At 52.7% G+C, this 18,588-nt stretch carries 13 protein-coding genes; 9 read left to right on the top strand and 4 right to left on the bottom strand.

The features are described 5' to 3' along the window. The first annotated feature begins 64 nt into the window (after positions 1-64). On the top strand, positions 65-1,561 hold the full coding sequence (locus tag H7U12_RS18300; protein WP_186640768.1) for a phytoene desaturase family protein: 1,497 nt from the start codon (positions 65-67) through the stop codon (positions 1,559-1,561). Here the strand turns inward: H7U12_RS18300 and H7U12_RS18295 are convergent. After that, complete coding sequence (locus tag H7U12_RS18295) at positions 1,550-3,523, bottom strand: tetratricopeptide repeat-containing sensor histidine kinase (protein WP_186640766.1); 1,974 nt, start codon at positions 3,521-3,523, stop codon at positions 1,550-1,552. The two genes, H7U12_RS18300 and H7U12_RS18295, sit on opposite strands and share 12 nt — an antisense overlap. Before the next feature lie 205 nt (positions 3,524-3,728). Here H7U12_RS18295 and H7U12_RS18290 point away from each other — a divergent pair, with 205 nt between their 5' ends. Then, on the top strand, positions 3,729-4,619 hold the full coding sequence (locus tag H7U12_RS18290) for an SDR family oxidoreductase (protein WP_241749513.1): 891 nt from the start codon (positions 3,729-3,731) through the stop codon (positions 4,617-4,619). Positions 4,620-4,807: 188 nt separating this feature from the next. Here H7U12_RS18290 and H7U12_RS18285 read toward each other — a convergent pair whose 3' ends face one another. After that, a complete protein-coding gene (locus tag H7U12_RS18285; RefSeq protein ID WP_241749511.1) occupies positions 4,808-5,245 on the bottom strand; it encodes a YkvA family protein in 438 nt (145 codons plus the stop codon). A gap of 435 nt (positions 5,246-5,680) precedes the next feature. On the opposite strand from H7U12_RS18285, the gene H7U12_RS18280 reads away from it, so the two are divergent. Continuing rightward, the gene (locus H7U12_RS18280) at positions 5,681-6,436 is read left to right on the top strand and encodes a hypothetical protein (protein WP_186640762.1); all 756 of its coding nucleotides are present in this window, start codon (positions 5,681-5,683) and stop codon (positions 6,434-6,436) included. Between the two features lie 79 nt (positions 6,437-6,515). Then, positions 6,516-7,040, top strand: a complete 525-nt coding sequence (locus H7U12_RS18275) for a DinB family protein (RefSeq protein ID WP_186640760.1) — start codon at positions 6,516-6,518, stop codon at positions 7,038-7,040. 165 nt (positions 7,041-7,205) lie between these two features. On the opposite strand, the gene H7U12_RS18270 is transcribed toward H7U12_RS18275, so the two are convergent. Further along, positions 7,206-8,582: a PhoH family protein gene (locus H7U12_RS18270; protein WP_186640758.1), complete on the bottom strand. Its 1,377-nt coding sequence runs from the start codon at positions 8,580-8,582 to the stop codon at positions 7,206-7,208. 155 nt (positions 8,583-8,737) lie between these two features. On the opposite strand from H7U12_RS18270, the gene H7U12_RS18265 reads away from it, so the two are divergent. Together H7U12_RS18265 and H7U12_RS18260 are read left to right on the top strand one after the other, a co-directional pair. Beyond that, positions 8,738-9,247: a toxin-antitoxin system YwqK family antitoxin gene (locus H7U12_RS18265; protein ID WP_186640756.1), complete on the top strand. Its 510-nt coding sequence runs from the start codon at positions 8,738-8,740 to the stop codon at positions 9,245-9,247. A 422-nt stretch (positions 9,248-9,669) separates the two neighbouring features. Then, positions 9,670-10,164: a toxin-antitoxin system YwqK family antitoxin gene (locus tag H7U12_RS18260; protein ID WP_186640754.1), complete on the top strand. Its 495-nt coding sequence runs from the start codon at positions 9,670-9,672 to the stop codon at positions 10,162-10,164. A gap of 144 nt (positions 10,165-10,308) precedes the next feature. Here the strand turns inward: H7U12_RS18260 and H7U12_RS18255 are convergent, their stop codons facing one another. Next, on the bottom strand, positions 10,309-11,595 hold the full coding sequence (locus tag H7U12_RS18255; RefSeq protein WP_186640752.1) for a citrate synthase: 1,287 nt from the start codon (positions 11,593-11,595) through the stop codon (positions 10,309-10,311). Positions 11,596-12,145: 550 nt separating this feature from the next. Here H7U12_RS18255 and H7U12_RS18250 point away from each other — a divergent pair. The 3 genes from H7U12_RS18250 (at position 12,146) to treZ (ending at position 18,305) form a co-directional block, all read left to right on the top strand. Further along, positions 12,146-13,798 (top strand): NADP-dependent glyceraldehyde-3-phosphate dehydrogenase, encoded by a 1,653-nt coding sequence (locus H7U12_RS18250; RefSeq protein ID WP_186640742.1) that lies wholly within the window; start codon positions 12,146-12,148, stop codon positions 13,796-13,798. 528 nt (positions 13,799-14,326) lie between these two features. Further along, positions 14,327-16,474: a glycogen debranching protein GlgX gene (glgX, locus tag H7U12_RS18245; protein WP_186640740.1), complete on the top strand. Its 2,148-nt coding sequence runs from the start codon at positions 14,327-14,329 to the stop codon at positions 16,472-16,474. Beyond that, positions 16,467-18,305 (top strand): malto-oligosyltrehalose trehalohydrolase, encoded by a 1,839-nt coding sequence (gene treZ / locus H7U12_RS18240; RefSeq protein ID WP_186640738.1) that lies wholly within the window; start codon positions 16,467-16,469, stop codon positions 18,303-18,305. The genes glgX and treZ overlap by 8 nt, the downstream gene beginning before the upstream one ends. The last annotated feature ends 283 nt before the right edge of the window (positions 18,306-18,588 follow it).

Genomic DNA, 18,588 nt, shown 5'->3' with positions numbered 1-18,588 from the left:
GCAAAGAACGCACGAAAGCAGCAGCGCCGCAACAAAACCGGCTGGATTTGGTTCATGCAGTACAATGGAAGCACAACAGGTACAGGTGGCGGTGATCGGATCGGGGTTTGGCGGATTGACAGCCGCGGCGCTGCTGGCGAAAGCTGGTTTGCAGGTAGCGGTTCTGGAGCAAAACAACTACCCGGGAGGCTGCGCCTCGTCCTATAAACGCAAAGGCTACTGGTTTGAAACCGGCGCCACCACAGTAGTAGGGTTAGACGACCACATGCCGCTGCGGTATCTTCAGGACCAGTTGGGCATGCCGTTTCCGGTTCAGCGCTTGGAGACGCCCATGCAGGTACGTCTAACAGATGGCAACCTCATCACACGGTATGGAAATCTGGAGGAATGGATACGGGAAGCGGAGCGGGTGTTTGGGGCACCGGGGCAACGGGCGTTCTGGGAAACCTGCTACCGCATCAGCCAGAAAGTGTGGCGAACTTCGCTGCGTCAGTTGAGCTTCCCGTTCAGTTCGTGGTCCGATCTAGGGCAGGCTCTCAAAGAAGTACGCTGGGAACAGGTGTCACTGCTACCACTCGCTTTTCAGAACATGCGCGACCTGCTTCGACGGTACGGATTGCTGGAGAACCCGCGGTTTGTAGCCTTTGTGGATCAGCAGTTGCTGATTACCGCCCAGAATTTCCACCCCGAAGTCAATGTGCTGTTTGGCGCGACGGCCTTGTGTTACACCTTGTACGGCAATTACTACGTGCCCGGCGGGGTGCGGCAATTGGGGGAACAGGTGGTCAGCTATCTGGAGCAACACGGCGGGCAAATGCTGTACCGGCGGTTAGTGAAACAGATTACACCATTAACTCCCGGAGGCTACCGCATTGACACCGATAAAGGCCCCGTGGAGGCGACGTTCGTAATCAGTGGTTTGCCGTTGAACAACCTGGTCTCGCTCTTCCAAAGTGATCGGGTACGGCAGCGCCTGCAGCGGTACGTATTACCGGCGGAGGATATCAATGGGGCGGTAACGTGGGGCATTGTCTTTGAGCGAAGTGCCGGTACGCCGCCTGTGTTACACCACCAACTGCACGTGCCCGGCGGAGTGCCGTACCTCCACAGCCAGAGTATTTTTGTAAGCTTAAGCCACCCTGAGGATCAGAGACGAGCACCGGAGGGGATGTGCGTGGCCTCGGTGAGTACGCATGTGCACCATCCGCAGGCCAATTGGGTGCACCAGAAGAAAGAGCTGGAGCAATGGGTGATCGGGTTTCTGGCAGGGCAGGGGTTCTTTGCCCCAGACCAGGTGAAATTTGTGCAGGCTGCCACCCCCGGAGCCTGGATTGAGTGGACCGGCCGCGAGTGGGGCCAGGTGGGTGGTTACCCGCAGTACCAGCGCATCAAGCCCTGGCAGATGAAAGATGCGCGGTTAGATGGGCTTGGAGCGTACGTCTGCGGTGATACCGTGTACCCAGGGCAGGGAATTCCCGGCGTTTGCCTGAGCGGTATTATTGCCGCCCACAAGCTGCTTCGGGACCATTTTCCTCAAAAGAGGCTAAAACTAGATCCATGATTCTTCCTGCGGAGAAGGAGATAAGGTATCGGAAGACTCCAGGGCCAGGATAGACGGAACGGTAAAATGGAATAGGGAGCCGTTGCCTAACTCGCTTTCCACCCAGATTTCGCCCCCGTTTTTCTCGATGAACTCCTTGCAGAGCATCAGCCCCAGGCCGTTCCCTTTCTCGTTGGCGGTGCCTTTCTCCTTGAAGTTGTTCGGCCCGAAAAGCTTCTGCTGGTTTTCGTCACTGATGCCCATGCCGCAATCTTTGACGGTGACAATCAACTGGTACTCGTTCAAGTGCTCGGCCATCACCTCCACCGTATCGCCTTCTGTGCAAAACTTGATGGAATTGGAAAGGAGATTCCGGAACACCAGTTTCAAGGTTTCCTCGTCCACCAGGGCGCAGAGTTCATCCGGTACATTGTTCAGGAGGAGGATACCCTTTTTATCGGCCTGGGGTAAGAGAAGCTGAAGGTTCTGCTCCACCAGTTCACGTAAAGCCAAAGGCTCCGGCTCCAGGCTGAAGCCTTTCATCTGGATTTTAGCCCAAACCAGCAAATTGTCCAATAAACCGATGGTGTTTTGCTGCTGCATATCCAGCTCCTTCATAAAGCGGTCCAGCTTCTCCTGCGGTAATTTCCCCATGGACAGCAACTGCAACAGCGATTGCAGGGAGATGAGAGGACTTCTGAGGTCATGGGCAATGATGGAGAACAGAAGGTCTTTCTGGTGGTTCAGTTTTTCCAGTTCTTCTTTCTGCTGCTGGATGTCCTGGTTTTTCTCCAGAATGAGCAGGTTAAACTCATAAAGCTGCTCGTTCGCTCGTTTGGCCCTGCGGCGACCTTTGAAGAAAACGTACGCCAAAGCCAGCGACAGGAGCAGTAAAATACCGGTGGCATACTGGATATAGCTTTTCTGGGTTAAATTCTCGGCCTGTAATTCCTGTTCTACCCGCAGCCGATGGTTCTCGTCTTCTTTTCGCTCCAACTCGTATTTAGCGTGCATTTCGGCTTCGGCTTCGTTCCGTTGCCGGTTCTGGAGACTGTCTTTGTAGGCGGTGTGCAGCGTAAGGTAGCGGTGCGCCGCCGGATAGTTTTTCTGGGCCAGGTAGGCTTCATTCAGCAGCTTGGAAGCTTCCTTCACTCCCTCAGGAGAGGAAATCTTCAGGGAGATATCCAGGCTTTTCTGGGCCGTTTCGGCAGCCTTTTGATATTCTTTATCCGATAAATGGATCTGCGCCAAAGACCGGTAGATGTACATTTTGTTTACCTCATTGCGAATCTCCTCGCTGAGCGCCAGAGAATTGTATAAATGCGAGAGCGCCTCTTTTTTATTGCCCAGCTTGAAATAGATGTTGCCCAGGTTCAAATCGCTCAAGGCCTTGTCATATTGATCGCCTGCTTTGGCATCAATTTCCTTAACCTGCAAGTAATAGCCCAGTGCTTTCTCCGGCTGATCCAGAAGCTCATACGTTGACCCGATGTTGTTGAGGGAAGCACTGATGGTGCGGGGCCGCTTCATCCGGCGGCCCAGGTCCAGGGCTTTCTGAAAAAAGGACAAGGAAAGGTCATAGTTGTGCTGCTCCAGGTGAATGCTGCCTAAGGCATTGTAGCTGGACGCAAGACCCACGGAGTCATGCAAGGCCTCCCTGATTTTCATGGCCTTGTAGGTGAACTCCGATGCCTGGATGAGGTTGTTCAGCCAATAATGCCCAATGCTGATGTTGTTGTACGCCGCGCTCAGTTGCTCCCGGTTCTTCAGCTGCTGCGCCAGCTCCGCGGCCTGCTGTCCATAGAGCACAGCTTGCTTCGGTTCAACTTCCCGGTAGTATTCACTGATGAGGTTGAGGAGTTCCACCTTCTTTTGCGGAGACGTAGCCCGGTTGAGTTGCTGCATGAGCACCACCGGCGAACGGCCCAGGAGAGGGAGTGCTGCCAGACTGAACCAGAAAAAAAGAAAGTATAACTTTTTCATACTCGGCAGAAGGCACGTAATGCAGAAGCTTTGACAGCTCAGTTTAATAAAAGGGTGAATGAAATGAAATACCTATTCGTGAGTATTTCCGGGAGGGGAAGGCACCAAAAACGGGTAGTTGACACTAACCATAAAGATATTATTTATCTGGGCAATTCTAAAACAGAGCAGAACTATATATCTTACCTGCTGATACAATAAAACTATGGCAAGATACACCGAACCAATGCTGCGCGACGGGGCGCTGACAGGCAAAACGATCATCATCACGGGAGGCGGAACCGGACTGGGTAAATCCATGGGAATTTATTTCCTGCAGTTGGGGGCCAATCTGGTGATCACCAGCCGCAAAATGGAGGTTCTGGAGAAAACAGCCCATGAAATGGCCGAGCAGACGGGCGGTCAGGTGTTGGCCGTAGCCTGTGACGTGCGCAAGCCGTTGGAAGTGGAAGCCATGCTGAAGGCAACTCTGGAGAGATTTGGCGCGGTGCATGGGCTGCTGAACAATGCGGCCGGAAACTTCATCAGCCCCACGGAGCGGCTATCACCCAAGGCTTTTGACGTCATCGTGGATATCGTCCTGAAAGGAAGCTACAACTGTACGCTTACTTTAGGTAAACATTGGATTGAGTTGCAGCAGCCTGGCACCATTCTGAACATCGTCACAACCTATGCCTGGACGGGCTCGGGGTACGTGGTTCCCTCGGCTACGGCCAAAGCCGGGGTGCTGGCCATGACCCGCTCCCTGGCCGCCGAATGGGCCAAGTACGGAATCCGGTCCAATGCCATTGCGCCGGGGCCTTTCCCCACGGAGGGAGCCTGGAGCCGGTTGTTCCCCGAGGCCCTGTCCAAGAAACTGGACCCCTTGAACCGGATTCCAGTAAAACGCTACGGAGAGCACCAGGAACTTGCCAACCTGGCGGCTTACCTCATCTCAGATTATTCGGCTTACGTGAACGGCGAAGTAGTCACCATTGACGGCGGCGAGTGGCTGTACGGCGGCGGTGAGTTCAATTACCTGGACCAGGTGCCGCACGAGATGTGGGACACCATTGAACAGACCGTGCGCGGCAAGAAAACAGACAAGAAAGAATAGTAGCGTTCTACAAGCAAGTCTCTTGGAAAGCAGCGTAGGTTATCTTGATGTGCACTTTCTAAGCTGCATTTCTGATGACTTAAAACAAGTTATAAAGGCTCTAAAATCGATGTTCCCGTTTAGGGGCTGTTTTCATAAAACAGCCCCTAAACGGGAACATCGATTTTTTACTAAGTACTGGTTTCCTGTTATGAATGCCCAACCGCTACGGAGCCTTGTTCCCATACCTGAAACTTCTGCATCTCCTCCTGGAAAGCAGTGATAAACCAGGCCATCAAACTCAAGTCATCGGCGAAGCCAATGATTGGAATAAAGTCGGGTACCAGGTCTAGGGGCGTGGCAACGTACAGCAACACGGCCACACCTAGTAAAAGTGTTTTGGTATCTATGTCGCGGTAGGTGCCTTTGTAGTAGGCCTTTACCAGCCTTACCAGACGCAGGCCAATTTCCTTGATCTGGCTAAAGCCGCTTTCTGAGCTGTTGGAATTCGTCAGTTTCTCATAGGCCGTGGTGAGCAGCAAGCCCACCTTCACCGGCTTTTTCATAATACCCGATGCTTTGGAGATCATGAAGTTGAAAAATGCGTTCTTGGAGATTCTCAATCCTTTATCTGCGAGTGAAGTCATATTAATCAAGAATTAGGTCATAAAGTATTGGCACTTATACGCGGCTTTCCTTCATCTGGATATGAACCTCCGTTTTAGGGCCTATTTTCTAAAAGCAACCAAGAATCGTCCTTATTAATTTTATTTAATATAGTAAAGCTATATATTGGTGCCGTGACGTGCAGACTTCAAGCGTAGCATATTATTTTAAGTTGCTAATGGCTATATGTTAATTAGTTATGTTAAGAAGAAAAGCTGCCAAACCTGCATTTCAGAAGAAGTGAGGAGAGGACTTACAGCAAGGGTACGTTTTTGGTATAGGCTAAAGGAACGGAAATAGTACCATTGCCGCATGCGCTAATCTGTTAAAGAAAGAACAGCTTCCTCTTCATGGTTGAGTTGCCATGTCACCTATTATAGCATTGATCTTCCACTAACCTGTTCAGGTTCCTTTATATGAAAAAGCTAGTTTTCCTCTTCCTCTTTTGTGGTTCTTACTTACAAGCTTCGGCCCAAACCCCCAAAGTAGTGCCGTTTGTACTGGGCTTGGTTGATGACTCCAAGGGCCGGGCCTGGGTGAAAGATCATCCCCAGGAAAGTACGCTGGTAGATAAATTCCATAGCACCGAAAACAACTTGGTCACCTATGTTGACTCTCTGATCAAAGAAGAGAATAAACGGACGTATGATAAAGTCATCGCTTCGGTTAGCACCTGGGAAAAGAAAGACTGCTTTTACTGCCGCGAGTTCAAAAGGATTCAGTCTAAGAAACTGGTGGAGCATATGAATGAGGCTTACTCGTTCAAATGGAAAGATGAGGTTGACGAAAACAACTACAAAATCTACCGGGGCGTGCTCAAACCCAAAGCCTTTCCCGAAGACCTGGAGAAATACTCTTTCCTGGCGGGGGCCTATGTGCGGTACGGAAACCAGGAAGAGGAAAAGTATTCCCTCAAGCTCAACTCCAAAAGTAAATTTGACGCCATTCTGCGGGAGTTGAAGGCCCTGCGCTGCGACATCCTGAAGGTGGACATCAAAGACGGGGAAACCGCTACCCAACTGATTACCTTTCTGCCCACTCCTAAACTGAAGGCTTACCTGGACAAACAAGAACCTTTGCGGCTGGCCATTCAGAAAAAGAAAGAAAAGTTCTTCCAGGAGCGCAAAAACAGTGGTCTGTTCTCCACCGCAGAGGAAGAGCAACAGAACTAAGGGCTCTCAGAAAGAAGCGGCATTTGTAATTACGCCCAGGTCTTACGTTCTTGTTTGTCTATTCATTCTGGACAAGCGCATGATTCCGAAACCACAGCCCGGCGAGTACCACACCTATTACGAGAAGTACATTGAGGCCATCCCTGAGCAAACGGATGTTCTGGAACTTCTGCAAAAGCAACGGCAGGAAGTAGTGCAGTTACTGGGCCGGGTAAGTGAAAGCGAAGCTGATTTTGCCTATGAACCCGCAAAATGGTCCATAAAACAACTGCTGGGGCACATGAATGACACCGAGCGGATCATGACGTACCGGGCACTTTGCGTAGCCCGCGGCGAGCAGAACCCGCTGCCCGGCTTCGATGAAAACGAGTACGTAGCCCAAGCCTTCTTTCAGGACCGAACCCTAGCCGGACTTTTGGCCGAGCACCAGATTGTGCGGGAAGCCACCATCTCCCTTTTCTCCACACTACCCGAAGTTGCCCTTCCCAAAATCGGAAACGCGAACGGCAGTCCGGTTTCGGTCGCCGCCCTGGCCTTCATCATCGCCGGCCATGAACGCCACCACCTCAACATTCTAAAGGAGCGGTACTTGGTAAAGCTTTAATTGTTGATTGTTAATTGCTGATTGTTTTTTCGATTAGCGTCCTTTAACTAGCGAAAGTTAAGAATCCCTTTCGGGGCTGTTTTTCAGAAAACAGCCCCGAAAGGGATTCTTAGTATGAATGCGTTTCACGCAGAGAACAAACAATCAGCAATCAACAACCAACCATCAAAGAAGCTGGTTCGCCAGGTTCGCCAGTTCAGAGCGCTCGCCGCGTTGCAGGGTGACGTGGGCGTACAGCGGATGGTTTTTGACTTTGTCAATGAGGTAGGAGAGGCCGTTGCTTTGACTGTCCAGGTAGGGCGTATCAATCTGGTAGATGTCTCCGGTGAAGATAATCTTGGTGTTCTCACCGGCCCGGGAGATAATGGTTTTGATTTCGTGCGGCGTCAGGTTCTGGGCTTCGTCCACAATAAAGATGATGTTAGACAAACTCCGCCCCCGGATGTACGCCAGCGGCGTGATCACCAGACGGTCATCGTCCACCATCTCCTTGATGCGGTTGCTTTCCTTGCTGTGCTCCGGGAACTGGTTCTGGATAAATTTGAGGTTGTCCCAGAGTGGCTCCATGTACGGCCCAATCTTAGAGTTGACATCGCCGGGCAGGAAACCCAGATCGCGGTTGCTTAACGGAATGATAGGGCGGGCCAGGTAAATCTGGCGGTAAACCTCGCGCTGCTCCAGGGCTCCCGCCAAAGCCAGCAACGTCTTTCCCGTACCGGCCACGCCCTGGATAGAAACCAGCTTAATGTCGGGGTGCAGAATGGCGTGTAGGGCGAAGGTCTGCTCCGCGTTGCGGGGTTTGATGCCCACCGCATGGGGTTTGTCTACCCGCTCCAAGATACGGTCCTGCGGGTTGTAATACGCTAAGGCAGAAGACTTAGAACTCCGCAGGATAAAGTAATGGTTGTCCAGGGGCGGGTTAGGCAGCGCTTCCTCTACGGGGCATTCGCCTTCTTCGTACAGCTTGGAAATCACCGAATGAGGAATGTCTTCCACCAGGTCATTCCCGCGGTAGAGGTTGGTGACGTTCTGGATCTTACCGGTTTCATAATCCTCCGCCGATAGATTCAGGGCCCTGGCCTTCAACCGGAGGTTGATGTCTTTGGTCACCAGGGTAACCCGGTGGTCGGGCATTTCCTGTTGCAGGGCCAGCGCGGAGTTCAGGATCTTGTGATCGGCTTTGTCTTCGTTGAAGATCTTCTCGGCGTCCAGAGGCGTGCCGTTGCCCATGAGCACCTTGAACCGGCCTTTGTTGGTGCCTTCCAGCGGAATCCAGGTCTGGAGCATGTGCTGGGAAGACAGTTGGTCTATGTACCGGATGAACTCCCGCGCCTCGAAGTTTTTGATGTCATTGCCTTTCTTGAAGTTGTCCAGTTCCTCCAGGACGGTGATAGGAATAGCCACATCGTGCTCCCCGAAGTGCTCCACCGCACTATGGTCATAGAGAATCACGGAGGTGTCCAGCACAAAGGCTTTTTTCAGTTTTTGCGCCTCATCTTTCGGCTTGGCTGCACGTTTACGGGGTTTGGAAGTTGTTTGCACAAGAAACTGGTTTGAGGGTAGAAGAATTGTTCAACAAAGAGGTGTCTCCCTGATACCTAAGATGGTAATAATTTCGTTTCAAAATTGAAATCAACCCGATTTAATTTTCACATTTCCAGTTTCAAAAGAACGTCACTTCTAACCTGCCAACTCCCATGCAAAAGGCACCTACCTTCGCTTCGGCATACAAGAAAACCTGGCTGACCTGCTGGCTTATAGCGGGAATGCTGGTGCTGAGCCAGCCGCTCTTCGCCTGGCCCTGGACCTGGAACCGCTATGACAAGAAAGAACAGAAAACCGGCCGCTGGCGCACCTTCCATGACGCAGACGAGAAAGTGGTGCATTACCAGGGAAGGTACCGGCACGGCAAGGAAGTAGGCGCCTGGAAAACCTACACCGCAGACGGCAAGCTCTACTTCAAAGAGAAAATCAAACGTCGGCAGAGAAGCTACGAAACGGTGTACTATCACCCCAACGGCAAAGTGTCACACAGAGGCATGGCCTACCTGCGCGATGCCGAGAACGGGGCCGTGCATTTCTTCTGGGAAGGAGACTGGGAGTACTTTGACGAGCAAGGTCAGCCCCTGGGCATCAAAACATTTGTCAAGGGAAACCCAACCACAGACACGCCGGTGCTCAGCAGCAGCAATAAGAAGATCAAGTAAGATCAGTATTCCGAAGTAAAGTCGCTTCTATTATAATATAAGGAAGCTGTTTCTATCAGGAAGCTGTTTCGTTCTTGTTTCAACCCGACGCTTGCGCCAGCTTGTGCCGCTTTAAAGTTGATCTGTTCCCTTTTAGGCACGTTTTTGCAAAAGCAAGTCAAAAACAGCGGCGTAAGCAGAAACTTGCGCCAACACATAGACGATCTAGGCAGCTTATTGTAAAGACAGAAAAGCCGCTCTTTTTGCTATTCAGTTGCCTTGTCTCCTTTGTGTCAGCTGCCCTTGTTGGTGTTCTCACCAACAAGCCCTACTCGCATTCTTTCTGCTTGCTGCTGAAAACACGTGCACGGTAGAAGCTTTCCTTTTTGACTTTACGAAACAGGTTCTATATATTGGAGTACTAGTCACTTAACAACTTTCTGGTGCGAACTCCTAAAAAGACATTACTTATAACAGCCGTTTGTGCGGGTCTGCTGCTGCCCATGTCCAGCCAAGCCGTGGTCTGGCCCTGGAAGTGGAACCAGGTGAACAAGAAAGGGGAGCGGCAAGGAAAATGGCGGGCTTTCTACGAACTCAAACCGGAGCAACTCATGTACGCCGGGCGGTTTAAGAAAGGACAGGAGCGGGGCACCTGGAAAACCTATTCAGAACACGGTAACCTGGAGCGCCTGGAGAAGTACGAGCCCCACAACAAACGCATCAAAACTACCTTTTACCATCCCAACGGCAAGGTGTCGCACAAGGGGCTGGCTTTTCTCTTTGAGGAGAACAATACCTTGATGTACAAGTGGCACGGCGACTGGCAGTATTATGATACCACGGGTGCGTATCGGGGTTCTATTTCCTTTCATCGAGGCAAAGCCCTCTCCCAAACGCCTATTCCCGCTGACAAACTATCCCCAACCAATAGCTTATAGCCTCTTCAGCCAAGGAGAATAATCTAAAGCCGGAAGTGTTTTAGGGCTTATTTTGAAAAAAGAGCTTCATAACGGAAACTGCTATAAAAAGAGAAGGTCAGGCGAATTGCCTGACCTTCTCTTTTTATAGCATATGGATGAGTCCTAGCGCTCGTTGATAGAGGTATAGTCTCGCACCGTGGCACCGGTGTATACCTGACGCGGACGGCCGATTGGCTCTTTCGCTTCGCGCATTTCTTTCCACTGGGCTATCCAGCCGGGCAGACGACCCAGGGCGAACATCACCGTGAACATCTCCGTCGGGATACCGATGGCGCGGTAGATAATGCCGGAGTAGAAGTCTACGTTCGGGTACAGTTTGCGCTCCACAAAGTAAGGATCGGTCAAGGCCGCTTGCTCCAGTTCCATGGCGATGTTCAGGATCGGGTCGTTGATGCCCAGGGCAGTCAATACCTCATCGGCGGTTTTCTTGATGATGGTGGCGCGTGGGTCAAAGTTCTTGTACACGCGGTGCCCGAAGCCCATCAGACGGAACGGATCGTTCTTGTCTTTCGCTTTCTCAATGTACTTCTTAGAGTCACCACCATCAGCTTTGATGGCTTCCAGCATCTCAATCACGGCCTGGTTCGCACCGCCGTGCAATGGTCCCCAAAGGGCGCTGATACCGGCAGAAACGGACGAGTACAGGCTGGCGTGGGCAGAACCTACCAGACGCACGGTAGAGGTAGAGCAGTTCTGCTCATGGTCGGCGTGCAGGATCAACAGCTTGTTCAGGGCATCTACCACCACCGGATTGATTTCGTACTCCTCAGTAGGGTACGCAAACATCATGTGCAGGAAGTTAGAGCAGTAGTCCAGCTTGTTTTTAGGGTAGTTCACCGGATGCCCCATGGAGTTCTTGTAAGACCAGGCGGCAATGGTAGACAGTTTCGCCATGAGGCGGATGATGGAAAGATCCACCTCTTCTTTGGTCTGGTTTGACTTCAGAGACTCTGGGTAGAAGGCGGTCAGGGAGCTAACCAGCGCAGAGAGAATACCCATGGGGTGCGCCGCAGACGGGAAGCCGTCCAGAATCTTGCGCATGTCTTCGTTGACTAGCGTATGGATTTTGATCTGATTCGCGAACGTGTCTAATTCTGTCTGGGAAGGGAGTTTGCCGTAGATAAGCAGGTACGCTACCTCAATGAAAGAAGATTTTTCTGCCAGCTGCTCAATAGGATAGCCTCTGTACCGAAGTATTCCTTCCTCGCCGTCCAAAAACGTGATGCTACTCTCGGTGGCACCCGTGTTTTTGTACCCTGAGTCCAAGGTGATGTAACCAGATTGCGCGCGTAAAGCATTAATATCAATGGCTTTCTCGTTCTCAGTACCCGTTATGATAGGCAGCTGGTACGATTTGCCCTCTAAAGTTAGTTCAGCAAAATCAGACATATTACTTCTTTAAGTGTGTGTTAAATAAGGTTGTTCGCCTCGCGGCGAAGTTAGCCAAAAGAGCCATAAATGAAAAGTGGTATGCACAACATACTTCTTTCTCACATCACCCTGCCGCCGCCCGCTCGTTTGTAAGCTTGCCTAAGTTAATAGACAGTCCGCAGCCCGCAACCGGTCAGGTGCTCAGGTAAGTATCAGCAGAAATCACTTCGTTTCATGCGCTCCTCTGGTGCTTGAAATTATCGTGTTCAATATAGAGATAGCACCCGCAACGCTCCAATTAAATTCTCTTATATTTTGCCAAGGGGCTCCTTTTTAGACCTGAAAGAGAAGCGGCAGGAGTGGGTGTGAAATTATTAAACAAACAACAGTTAGCTTGTATTCTGTTTAACTATTTTCATTTTTAGTCTCTTTTAATAAAATATTATAAAAAATAAGCTGTTTTATTAAAAGTGTTGCAATTGTGAAAAAATAATTTTGAGGTAGCTGGTTTTATCCATAAGATTGGACTTTGACATAGTAGAAAATCAACTCAAAGGTTAGTTTTAATATGGAAGTAGCAGAAAACGTTACCCCTGTTACGCAGGATTCGCTTCGCGGGATTTTCGTGACCGAGGAGCAGGTGCCGGCCGAGTTTTCGCTCACGGCAGAAGTGCACCAGAAGGAGTATCTCTCCAATGGCTTCATGAAAGCTTGGGACGGAGGATCGCACGAAGTATATTCACCCATCGCCATCAAGCAGCCCGACGGCACCTTGGCCCGCAAGCTCATTGGCACGTACCCGGTTTGTACCGAGAAGGAGGCCCTGGAGGCGCTGGACGCTGCCGTGGCCGCCTATGACAACGGTCGGGGCGCCTGGCCCACCATGGGCGTGGACGGCCGCATCAGTTGCGTGGAGCGTTTCACCCAGAAGATGATCGCGCAGAAAGACTTGGTGGTGAAACTCATCATGTGGGAGATCGGGAAACCGTACACCGACTCGGTGAAGGAATTCGACCGCACCGTGGAGTACATGTACGCCACCATTGACGCGCTCAAGAACCTGGACCGGCAGGGTTCCCGGTTTGAAATAGAGCAGGGCATTGTGGCGCAGGTGCGGCGCTCGCCCTTGGGCGTGGTGTTGTGCATGGGGCCCTTCAACTACCCCTTAAACGAGACCTTTACTACGCTCATCCCCGCGCTCATCATGGGGAACACCATTCTGTTCAAGCCACCCAAGCACGGCACGCTGCTGTTCTACCCGCTGCTGGAAGCTTTCCGGGACTGCTTCCCCGAGGGGGTAGTGAACACCGTCTACGGCCGGGGCGCGGCCATTGTGCCCGCCTTGATGAAATCTGGGCAGGTGAACGTGCTCACCCTCATCGGCTCCAGCAAAGTGGCCGACGAGCTGAAGAAGCTACACCCCAAGGTGAACCGTTTACGGGCTATTTTAGGATTAGACGCCAAAAACGCCGCCATCATCACGCAGCACGCTGACCTTCCTTTATCGGTGGAGGAAACCGTTTTGGGAGCTTTGTCCTTCAACGGCCAGCGTTGCACCGCCCTCAAGATCATTTTCGTGCACCGGAGCAAGGTAGATGAGTTTCTGGAGCGCCTCACGCAGGCCGTGGGCAAACTCAAGTATGGCATGCCCTGGGAGAAAGGCGTATCGCTGACCCCGTTGCCCGAGCCGCACAAACCCGCTTACCTGAAAGAGTGCATTGACGATGCCTTGGCGCACGGCGCGAAGGTGGTGAACCCGGGCGGCGGAACCGCGCTGGAATCTTTTGTGTACCCCGCTATTCTGTACCCGGTCAATGACAAGATGAAACTGTACCGCGAGGAGCAGTTCGGGCCGCTGGTGCCGATGGTGGCCTACGATGATCTGGAGGAGCCCATTCAGTACATCATTGACTCCACCCACGGCCAGCAGGTGAGTATCTTCAGCCAGGATGCGGCCGAGGTAGCCTCGTTGATTGACCCGCTGGTGAACCAGGTGAGCCGCGTAAACATCAACTGCCAGTGCCAGCGCGGCCCGGACGTGTTCCCGTTCACCGGTCGCAAAGACAGCGCCGAGGGGACGCTCTCGGTGGTAGATGCCCTGCGTTCCTTCTCCATCCGTTCGCTGGTGGCGGCTAAGTTCAACGAGAACAACAAGCAACTCCTGAACCAGATTGTGTCAGAAGGGCAGTCCAACTTCCTCAGCACTAAATTTATCTTTTAAGGCTCTTTTCTGGAAAACAGCCATAAAGCCGCCGCAGGGAAACTTGCGGCGGCTTCCCTGTTTCTTGTGCGTTCGGTTAAGCTCTTGAGTGAGATACGTTTTAGGCCTGTTTTCTTCAAACTACCCTTAAAACAGGAGTAGCTTTTACCGGTTAGTATTCACCTGCTTTTATTCATCTTCTGACGCAAGCTTCGGGTCATGTAAGACACGCTATCCAAATTAGTAGCGCGGCAGTACCTAACTCAGTTTAACTGTTCTTTTCAAAAAACGGCGTAGAAACGCTTTGGCCGGGTAAATTCATCGGAAGGAATTCGGGCGGAACACTTGCTTTTTTGTGTCTCTGGCTCGTTATGCAAAGGAATCAAATCGGAAACAGGGCAGCCTCTCCGTATAAATATCTGAACTTGTACGCATTACAAAAGTAGGCCAAAATCGGGCTAGACTTAATTCAGGAATATCCGTAGACGGTACGCTAGGAAAAATAAACGTAAGCCGCTTGCCTACACCTGTACCTCACGACACATACCTATGAACATGATCACCTATCCGGGTAAACCTTTCCCTTTGGGAGCCACCTGGGACGGAAACGGAGTGAATTTCGCCTTATATGCCCACAACGCCATTGGAGTAGAACTCTGCCTGTTTGATTCCCCGGAGTCTGAAACGGAGTCGGCCCGCGTTAAAATGGAGGAGCGTTCCTACGAAGTATGGCACACCTACGTGCCAGACCTCCAGCCGGGGCAACTGTACGGCTACCGCGTCTACGGCGCCTATGAGCCCGAAGAGGGATTTCGGTTCAACCCCAACAAAGTATTGATCGATCCTTACGCCAAAGCCATCGCCGGTACCATCAACTGGCACGAGTCACTGTTCGGGTACAAGTTCGGGCACGAAGACGAGGACCTCAGTTACAGTGATCTGGACAGCGCCCCGTACATTCCCAAATCGGTGGTGATTGATTCCAACTTCGACTGGGAAGACGACCAATCGCCGAACCTGCCGTACCACAAATCCATCATCTACGAGGCCCACGTGAAAGGCTTCACCCAAACGCACCCCGATATCCCAGAGGAAATCCGGGGAACGTACGCGGGCATCGCCCATCCGGCCACCATCAAGTACCTGCAGGATCTGGGCATCACGGCCATTGAACTGCTGCCCGTGCACCATTTCGTGACCGATTGGTACTTGCAGGACAAAGGCCTCACCAACTACTGGGGCTATAACACCATCGGTTTCTTCGCGCCCGATGTGCGCTACTCCAGCAGCGGCGTGCTGGGCCAGCAGGTCACCGAGTTCAAGAACATGGTGAAGACCCTACACAAGGCAGGCATTGAGGTGATTCTGGATGTGGTGTACAACCACACCGGCGAAGGCAACGAAAAAGGGCCCACGCTGTCCTTCAAGGGCATCGACAATGCCTCGTATTACCGGCTGGTGGACGAGGACAAGCGGTACTACATGGACTACACCGGCACCGGGAATACCCTGAACGCCAACCTGCCCAGCGTGCTCCGCCTCATCATGGACAGTCTCCGGTACTGGATTCTGGAGATGCACGTGGACGGCTTCCGCTTTGATCTGGCCTCGGCGCTGGCCCGCGAGCTGCATGCCGTAGATCGGCTGAGTTCCTTCTTTGACATCATCCACCAGGACCCGGTGATCTCGCAGGTGAAACTCATCGCGGAGCCCTGGGATGTGGGCGAGGGTGGTTATCAGGTGGGCAATTTCCCGCCGGGCTGGACGGAGTGGAACGGAAAATACCGCGACTGCATGCGCGATTTCTGGCGCGGCGAGGAAAGCATGCTGGCCGAGTTCGCCAACCGCTTCACCGGTTCCTCTGACCTTTACTATGATGATTACCGTAGGCCCACGGCCAGTATCAACTTCATCACGGCGCACGACGGGTTCACGCTGCATGACCTGGTATCTTACAACGAGAAACACAACGAAGCCAACGGCGAAGACAGCAAAGACGGCGATGACCACAACCGCTCCTGGAACTGCGGGGTAGAAGGCCCCACCGATGACCAGTGGGTGATTGACCTGAGAAACCGCCAGAAGCGGAATTTCCTCACCACCTTGTTCTTGTCGCAGGGCGTGCCCATGCTGGTAGCCGGCGACGAGATGAGCCGCACCCAGCACGGGAACAACAACGCCTATTGCCAGGACAATGAAATCTCCTGGCTCAACTGGGAAACCGCCGATGCCAGCTTGATGTCGTTCACCAAAAAACTGATCCATTTCCGGAAGAACCACCCGGTGTTCCGCCGCAGACGCTGGTTCCAGGGACGGCAGATTAAGGGCCACGGCGTGGAAGACATCGCCTGGATTCTGCCCAACGGCGAGGAAATGACCTACGAACACTGGGAACAGGACCACGCCAAATCGCTGGGCGTTTACCTGAACGGCCGTGGCGTGCATTCCCGCGGGCCCAAAGGTGAAGTGGTGTTGGATGATTCGTTCTACGTGATCTTCAATGCCTACCATGACTCCCTGGTGTTTCACGCGCCAAATGAGAAATATGGCAAAGAATGGACCGTGGTGGTAGACACCTTCCGGGATGTGGTGGAGCCGGAAGAACCCGTTACCTACAAAGCAGGCGAAGCTTTCCATGTGGAAGGCCGCTCCGTGTTAGTGTTGAAGAACCCTATTTTTCATAGCTCAAATGAATAATATAGACGTGACCAAAAGAACGCTGGGAGTTTCCTTTAGCACATCCGGCCAAGCCGAGGTGCTGGTCTGGGCCCCCAAGGCCCAGCATGTGGAGCTCTGCCTGAATGACGGCAACACCATCATCCCGCTGCGCAAAGGCGAGTTCGGCTACTGGCACGAAACCACCGACCAACTCGCCCCCGGCGACACCTATAAATACCGCATTGACGAAGACCAGGATTACCCGGATCCGGCGTCCATCTCACAGCCCCAAAGCGTGCACGGGCCTTCCCAGGCGCTGGATGTTCTGACCTTCAACTGGACCGATGATACTTGGAACAACCTTCCGCTGGAAGACTATGTGTTGTACGAACTGCACACCGGAACCTTCACCCCAGACGGCACCTTTGCCGGGTTGGAAGAAAAGCTGGACTACCTCAAAGAACTAGGAGTAAACGCCATTGAGATTATGCCCGTGGCGCAGTTCCCCGGCGACCGCAACTGGGGCTACGACGGCGTGTTCCCCTTCGCGGTGCAGGATTCTTATGGCGGACCCAAAGCCTTGCAGCATCTGGTGAATACCTGTCACCAGAAAGGCCTGGCCGTGGTGCTGGACGTGGTCTACAACCACCTCGGCCCCGAAGGCAATTACCTGGGTGTCTACGGCCACTACTTCACCGACAAATACAACACGCCCTGGGGCCCGGCCCTCAACTTTGACGATGCCTGGTGTGACGGCGTGCGCCGCTACTTTACTGAGAACCTCCTGATGTGGTTCCGGGACTTCCACATAGACGCGGTGCGCATGGATGCCGTGCACGCCATTAAAGACTTCAGCCCGGTGCACATCCTGCGCGAGATGAAGCAGCACGTGAACGAGCTTATGGAAGCCACGGGCCGCCAGCACTACATGATTGTGGAACTGGACCTCAACGACACCCGCTTCATCAACCCACTCGAGGAGCAAGGCTTCGGGATGGATGCCCAGTGGGTGGACGAGTTCCACCACGCCCTGCGCGTCACCATGACCGGCGAGAGCACCGGCTATTACTCAGACTTCAGCGGCATCGCGCACCTGGCCAAAGCCTACGAAGATGCCTATGTCTATGACGGCCAATTCTCGCCGCACCGGAACAAAACCTTCGGCATCAAAGCCGAAAACAACCCGGGCCAGCAGTTCATTGTCTTCACCCAAAACCACGACCAGGTAGGAAACCGCATGTTGGGCGAGCGCCTGGGCGAACTGGTGAGCTTTGAAATGCAGAAGCTGGCGGCTGCCAGCGTCATCTTCAGCCCGTACCTGCCTATGCTGTGGATGGGAGAGGAGTACGCCGAACCCAACCGCTTTCAGTACTTCGTGAGCCACACCGATCCCGATTTGGCCGAAGCCGTGCGCAAAGGCCGCACGGCTGAGTTCGCTGCCTTCCACGCCCAGGGCGAAGCGCCGGACCCCATGGCCGAAGAGACTTTCCAGAACTCTAAACTGCAATGGGACTTAGTGACCCAGGGCCAACACCAGACCATGTTCCGGTTTTACCAGACCCTCCTGCGTCTGCGCCGCGAACAACCAGCCCTCAAGCACCTGGACCGCAAAACCCTGGAAGTCTCCTGTGACGAGGCGAAGAAAACCCTTACCCTCCGCCGCTGGCACGGAGACCAGCAGATTCTCTGCCTCATGAACTTCTCCGCTACGGCACAAGCCATGGCCCTCCCCACCGGTGACAAGACCTGGAAGCTACTCCTGGATTCTGCCGCCCCCGAATGGAACGGCCCGCAAGCCGCCGAAGAAACCGCCACTGGTGGAGCAGAGGTGAAGTTGCAACCCGAAAGTATAGTAGTGTATCAAGCATAAGTGTTTCAGGCCTGTTTTCATGTAAACAGGCCTGAAACACTTCCTACTTCAAGTTTGAGCGCAGCGATAACTTGGAGTAGACATATCAGGCAGTTTGTAATTGCCATTCTTCTAAATCAGGTATAGGCCCATGCCAGTTACAAACTGGCATCAACCCCAGCCACAAGTTACCGCTTCGCTCAAACTTGCGGCATATAAGGATTTTAAAACGGCATAACAGATTCCGCTGGCGCGAGCGTCCCGCTTGTGTCCGCACGCATTCCTGAGCAATTATAGGTTGTAG

This window comes from Rufibacter sediminis, assembly GCF_014269285.1.
GTDB lineage: Bacteria > Bacteroidota > Bacteroidia > Cytophagales > Hymenobacteraceae > Nibribacter > Nibribacter sediminis.
This window is presented reverse-complemented; position numbering and strand designations above follow the sequence as displayed.

Coding starts and splice junctions, on each gene's coding strand:
- H7U12_RS18250 (WP_186640742.1), top strand. CDS start 12,146: ATGGAAGTAGCAGAAAACGTTACCCCTGTTACGCAGGATTCGCTTCGC.
- H7U12_RS18295 (WP_186640766.1), bottom strand. CDS start 3,523: ATGAAAAAGTTATACTTTCTTTTTTTCTGGTTCAGTCTGGCAGCACTC.
- H7U12_RS18285 (WP_241749511.1), bottom strand. CDS start 5,245: ATGACTTCACTCGCAGATAAAGGATTGAGAATCTCCAAGAACGCATTT.
- H7U12_RS18255 (WP_186640752.1), bottom strand. CDS start 11,595: ATGTCTGATTTTGCTGAACTAACTTTAGAGGGCAAATCGTACCAGCTG.
- H7U12_RS18300 (WP_186640768.1), top strand. CDS start 65: ATGGAAGCACAACAGGTACAGGTGGCGGTGATCGGATCGGGGTTTGGC.
- H7U12_RS18290 (WP_241749513.1), top strand. CDS start 3,729: ATGGCAAGATACACCGAACCAATGCTGCGCGACGGGGCGCTGACAGGC.
- H7U12_RS18280 (WP_186640762.1), top strand. CDS start 5,681: ATGAAAAAGCTAGTTTTCCTCTTCCTCTTTTGTGGTTCTTACTTACAA.
- treZ (WP_186640738.1), top strand. CDS start 16,467: ATGAATAATATAGACGTGACCAAAAGAACGCTGGGAGTTTCCTTTAGC.
- H7U12_RS18275 (WP_186640760.1), top strand. CDS start 6,516: ATGATTCCGAAACCACAGCCCGGCGAGTACCACACCTATTACGAGAAG.
- glgX (WP_186640740.1), top strand. CDS start 14,327: ATGAACATGATCACCTATCCGGGTAAACCTTTCCCTTTGGGAGCCACC.
- H7U12_RS18265 (WP_186640756.1), top strand. CDS start 8,738: ATGCAAAAGGCACCTACCTTCGCTTCGGCATACAAGAAAACCTGGCTG.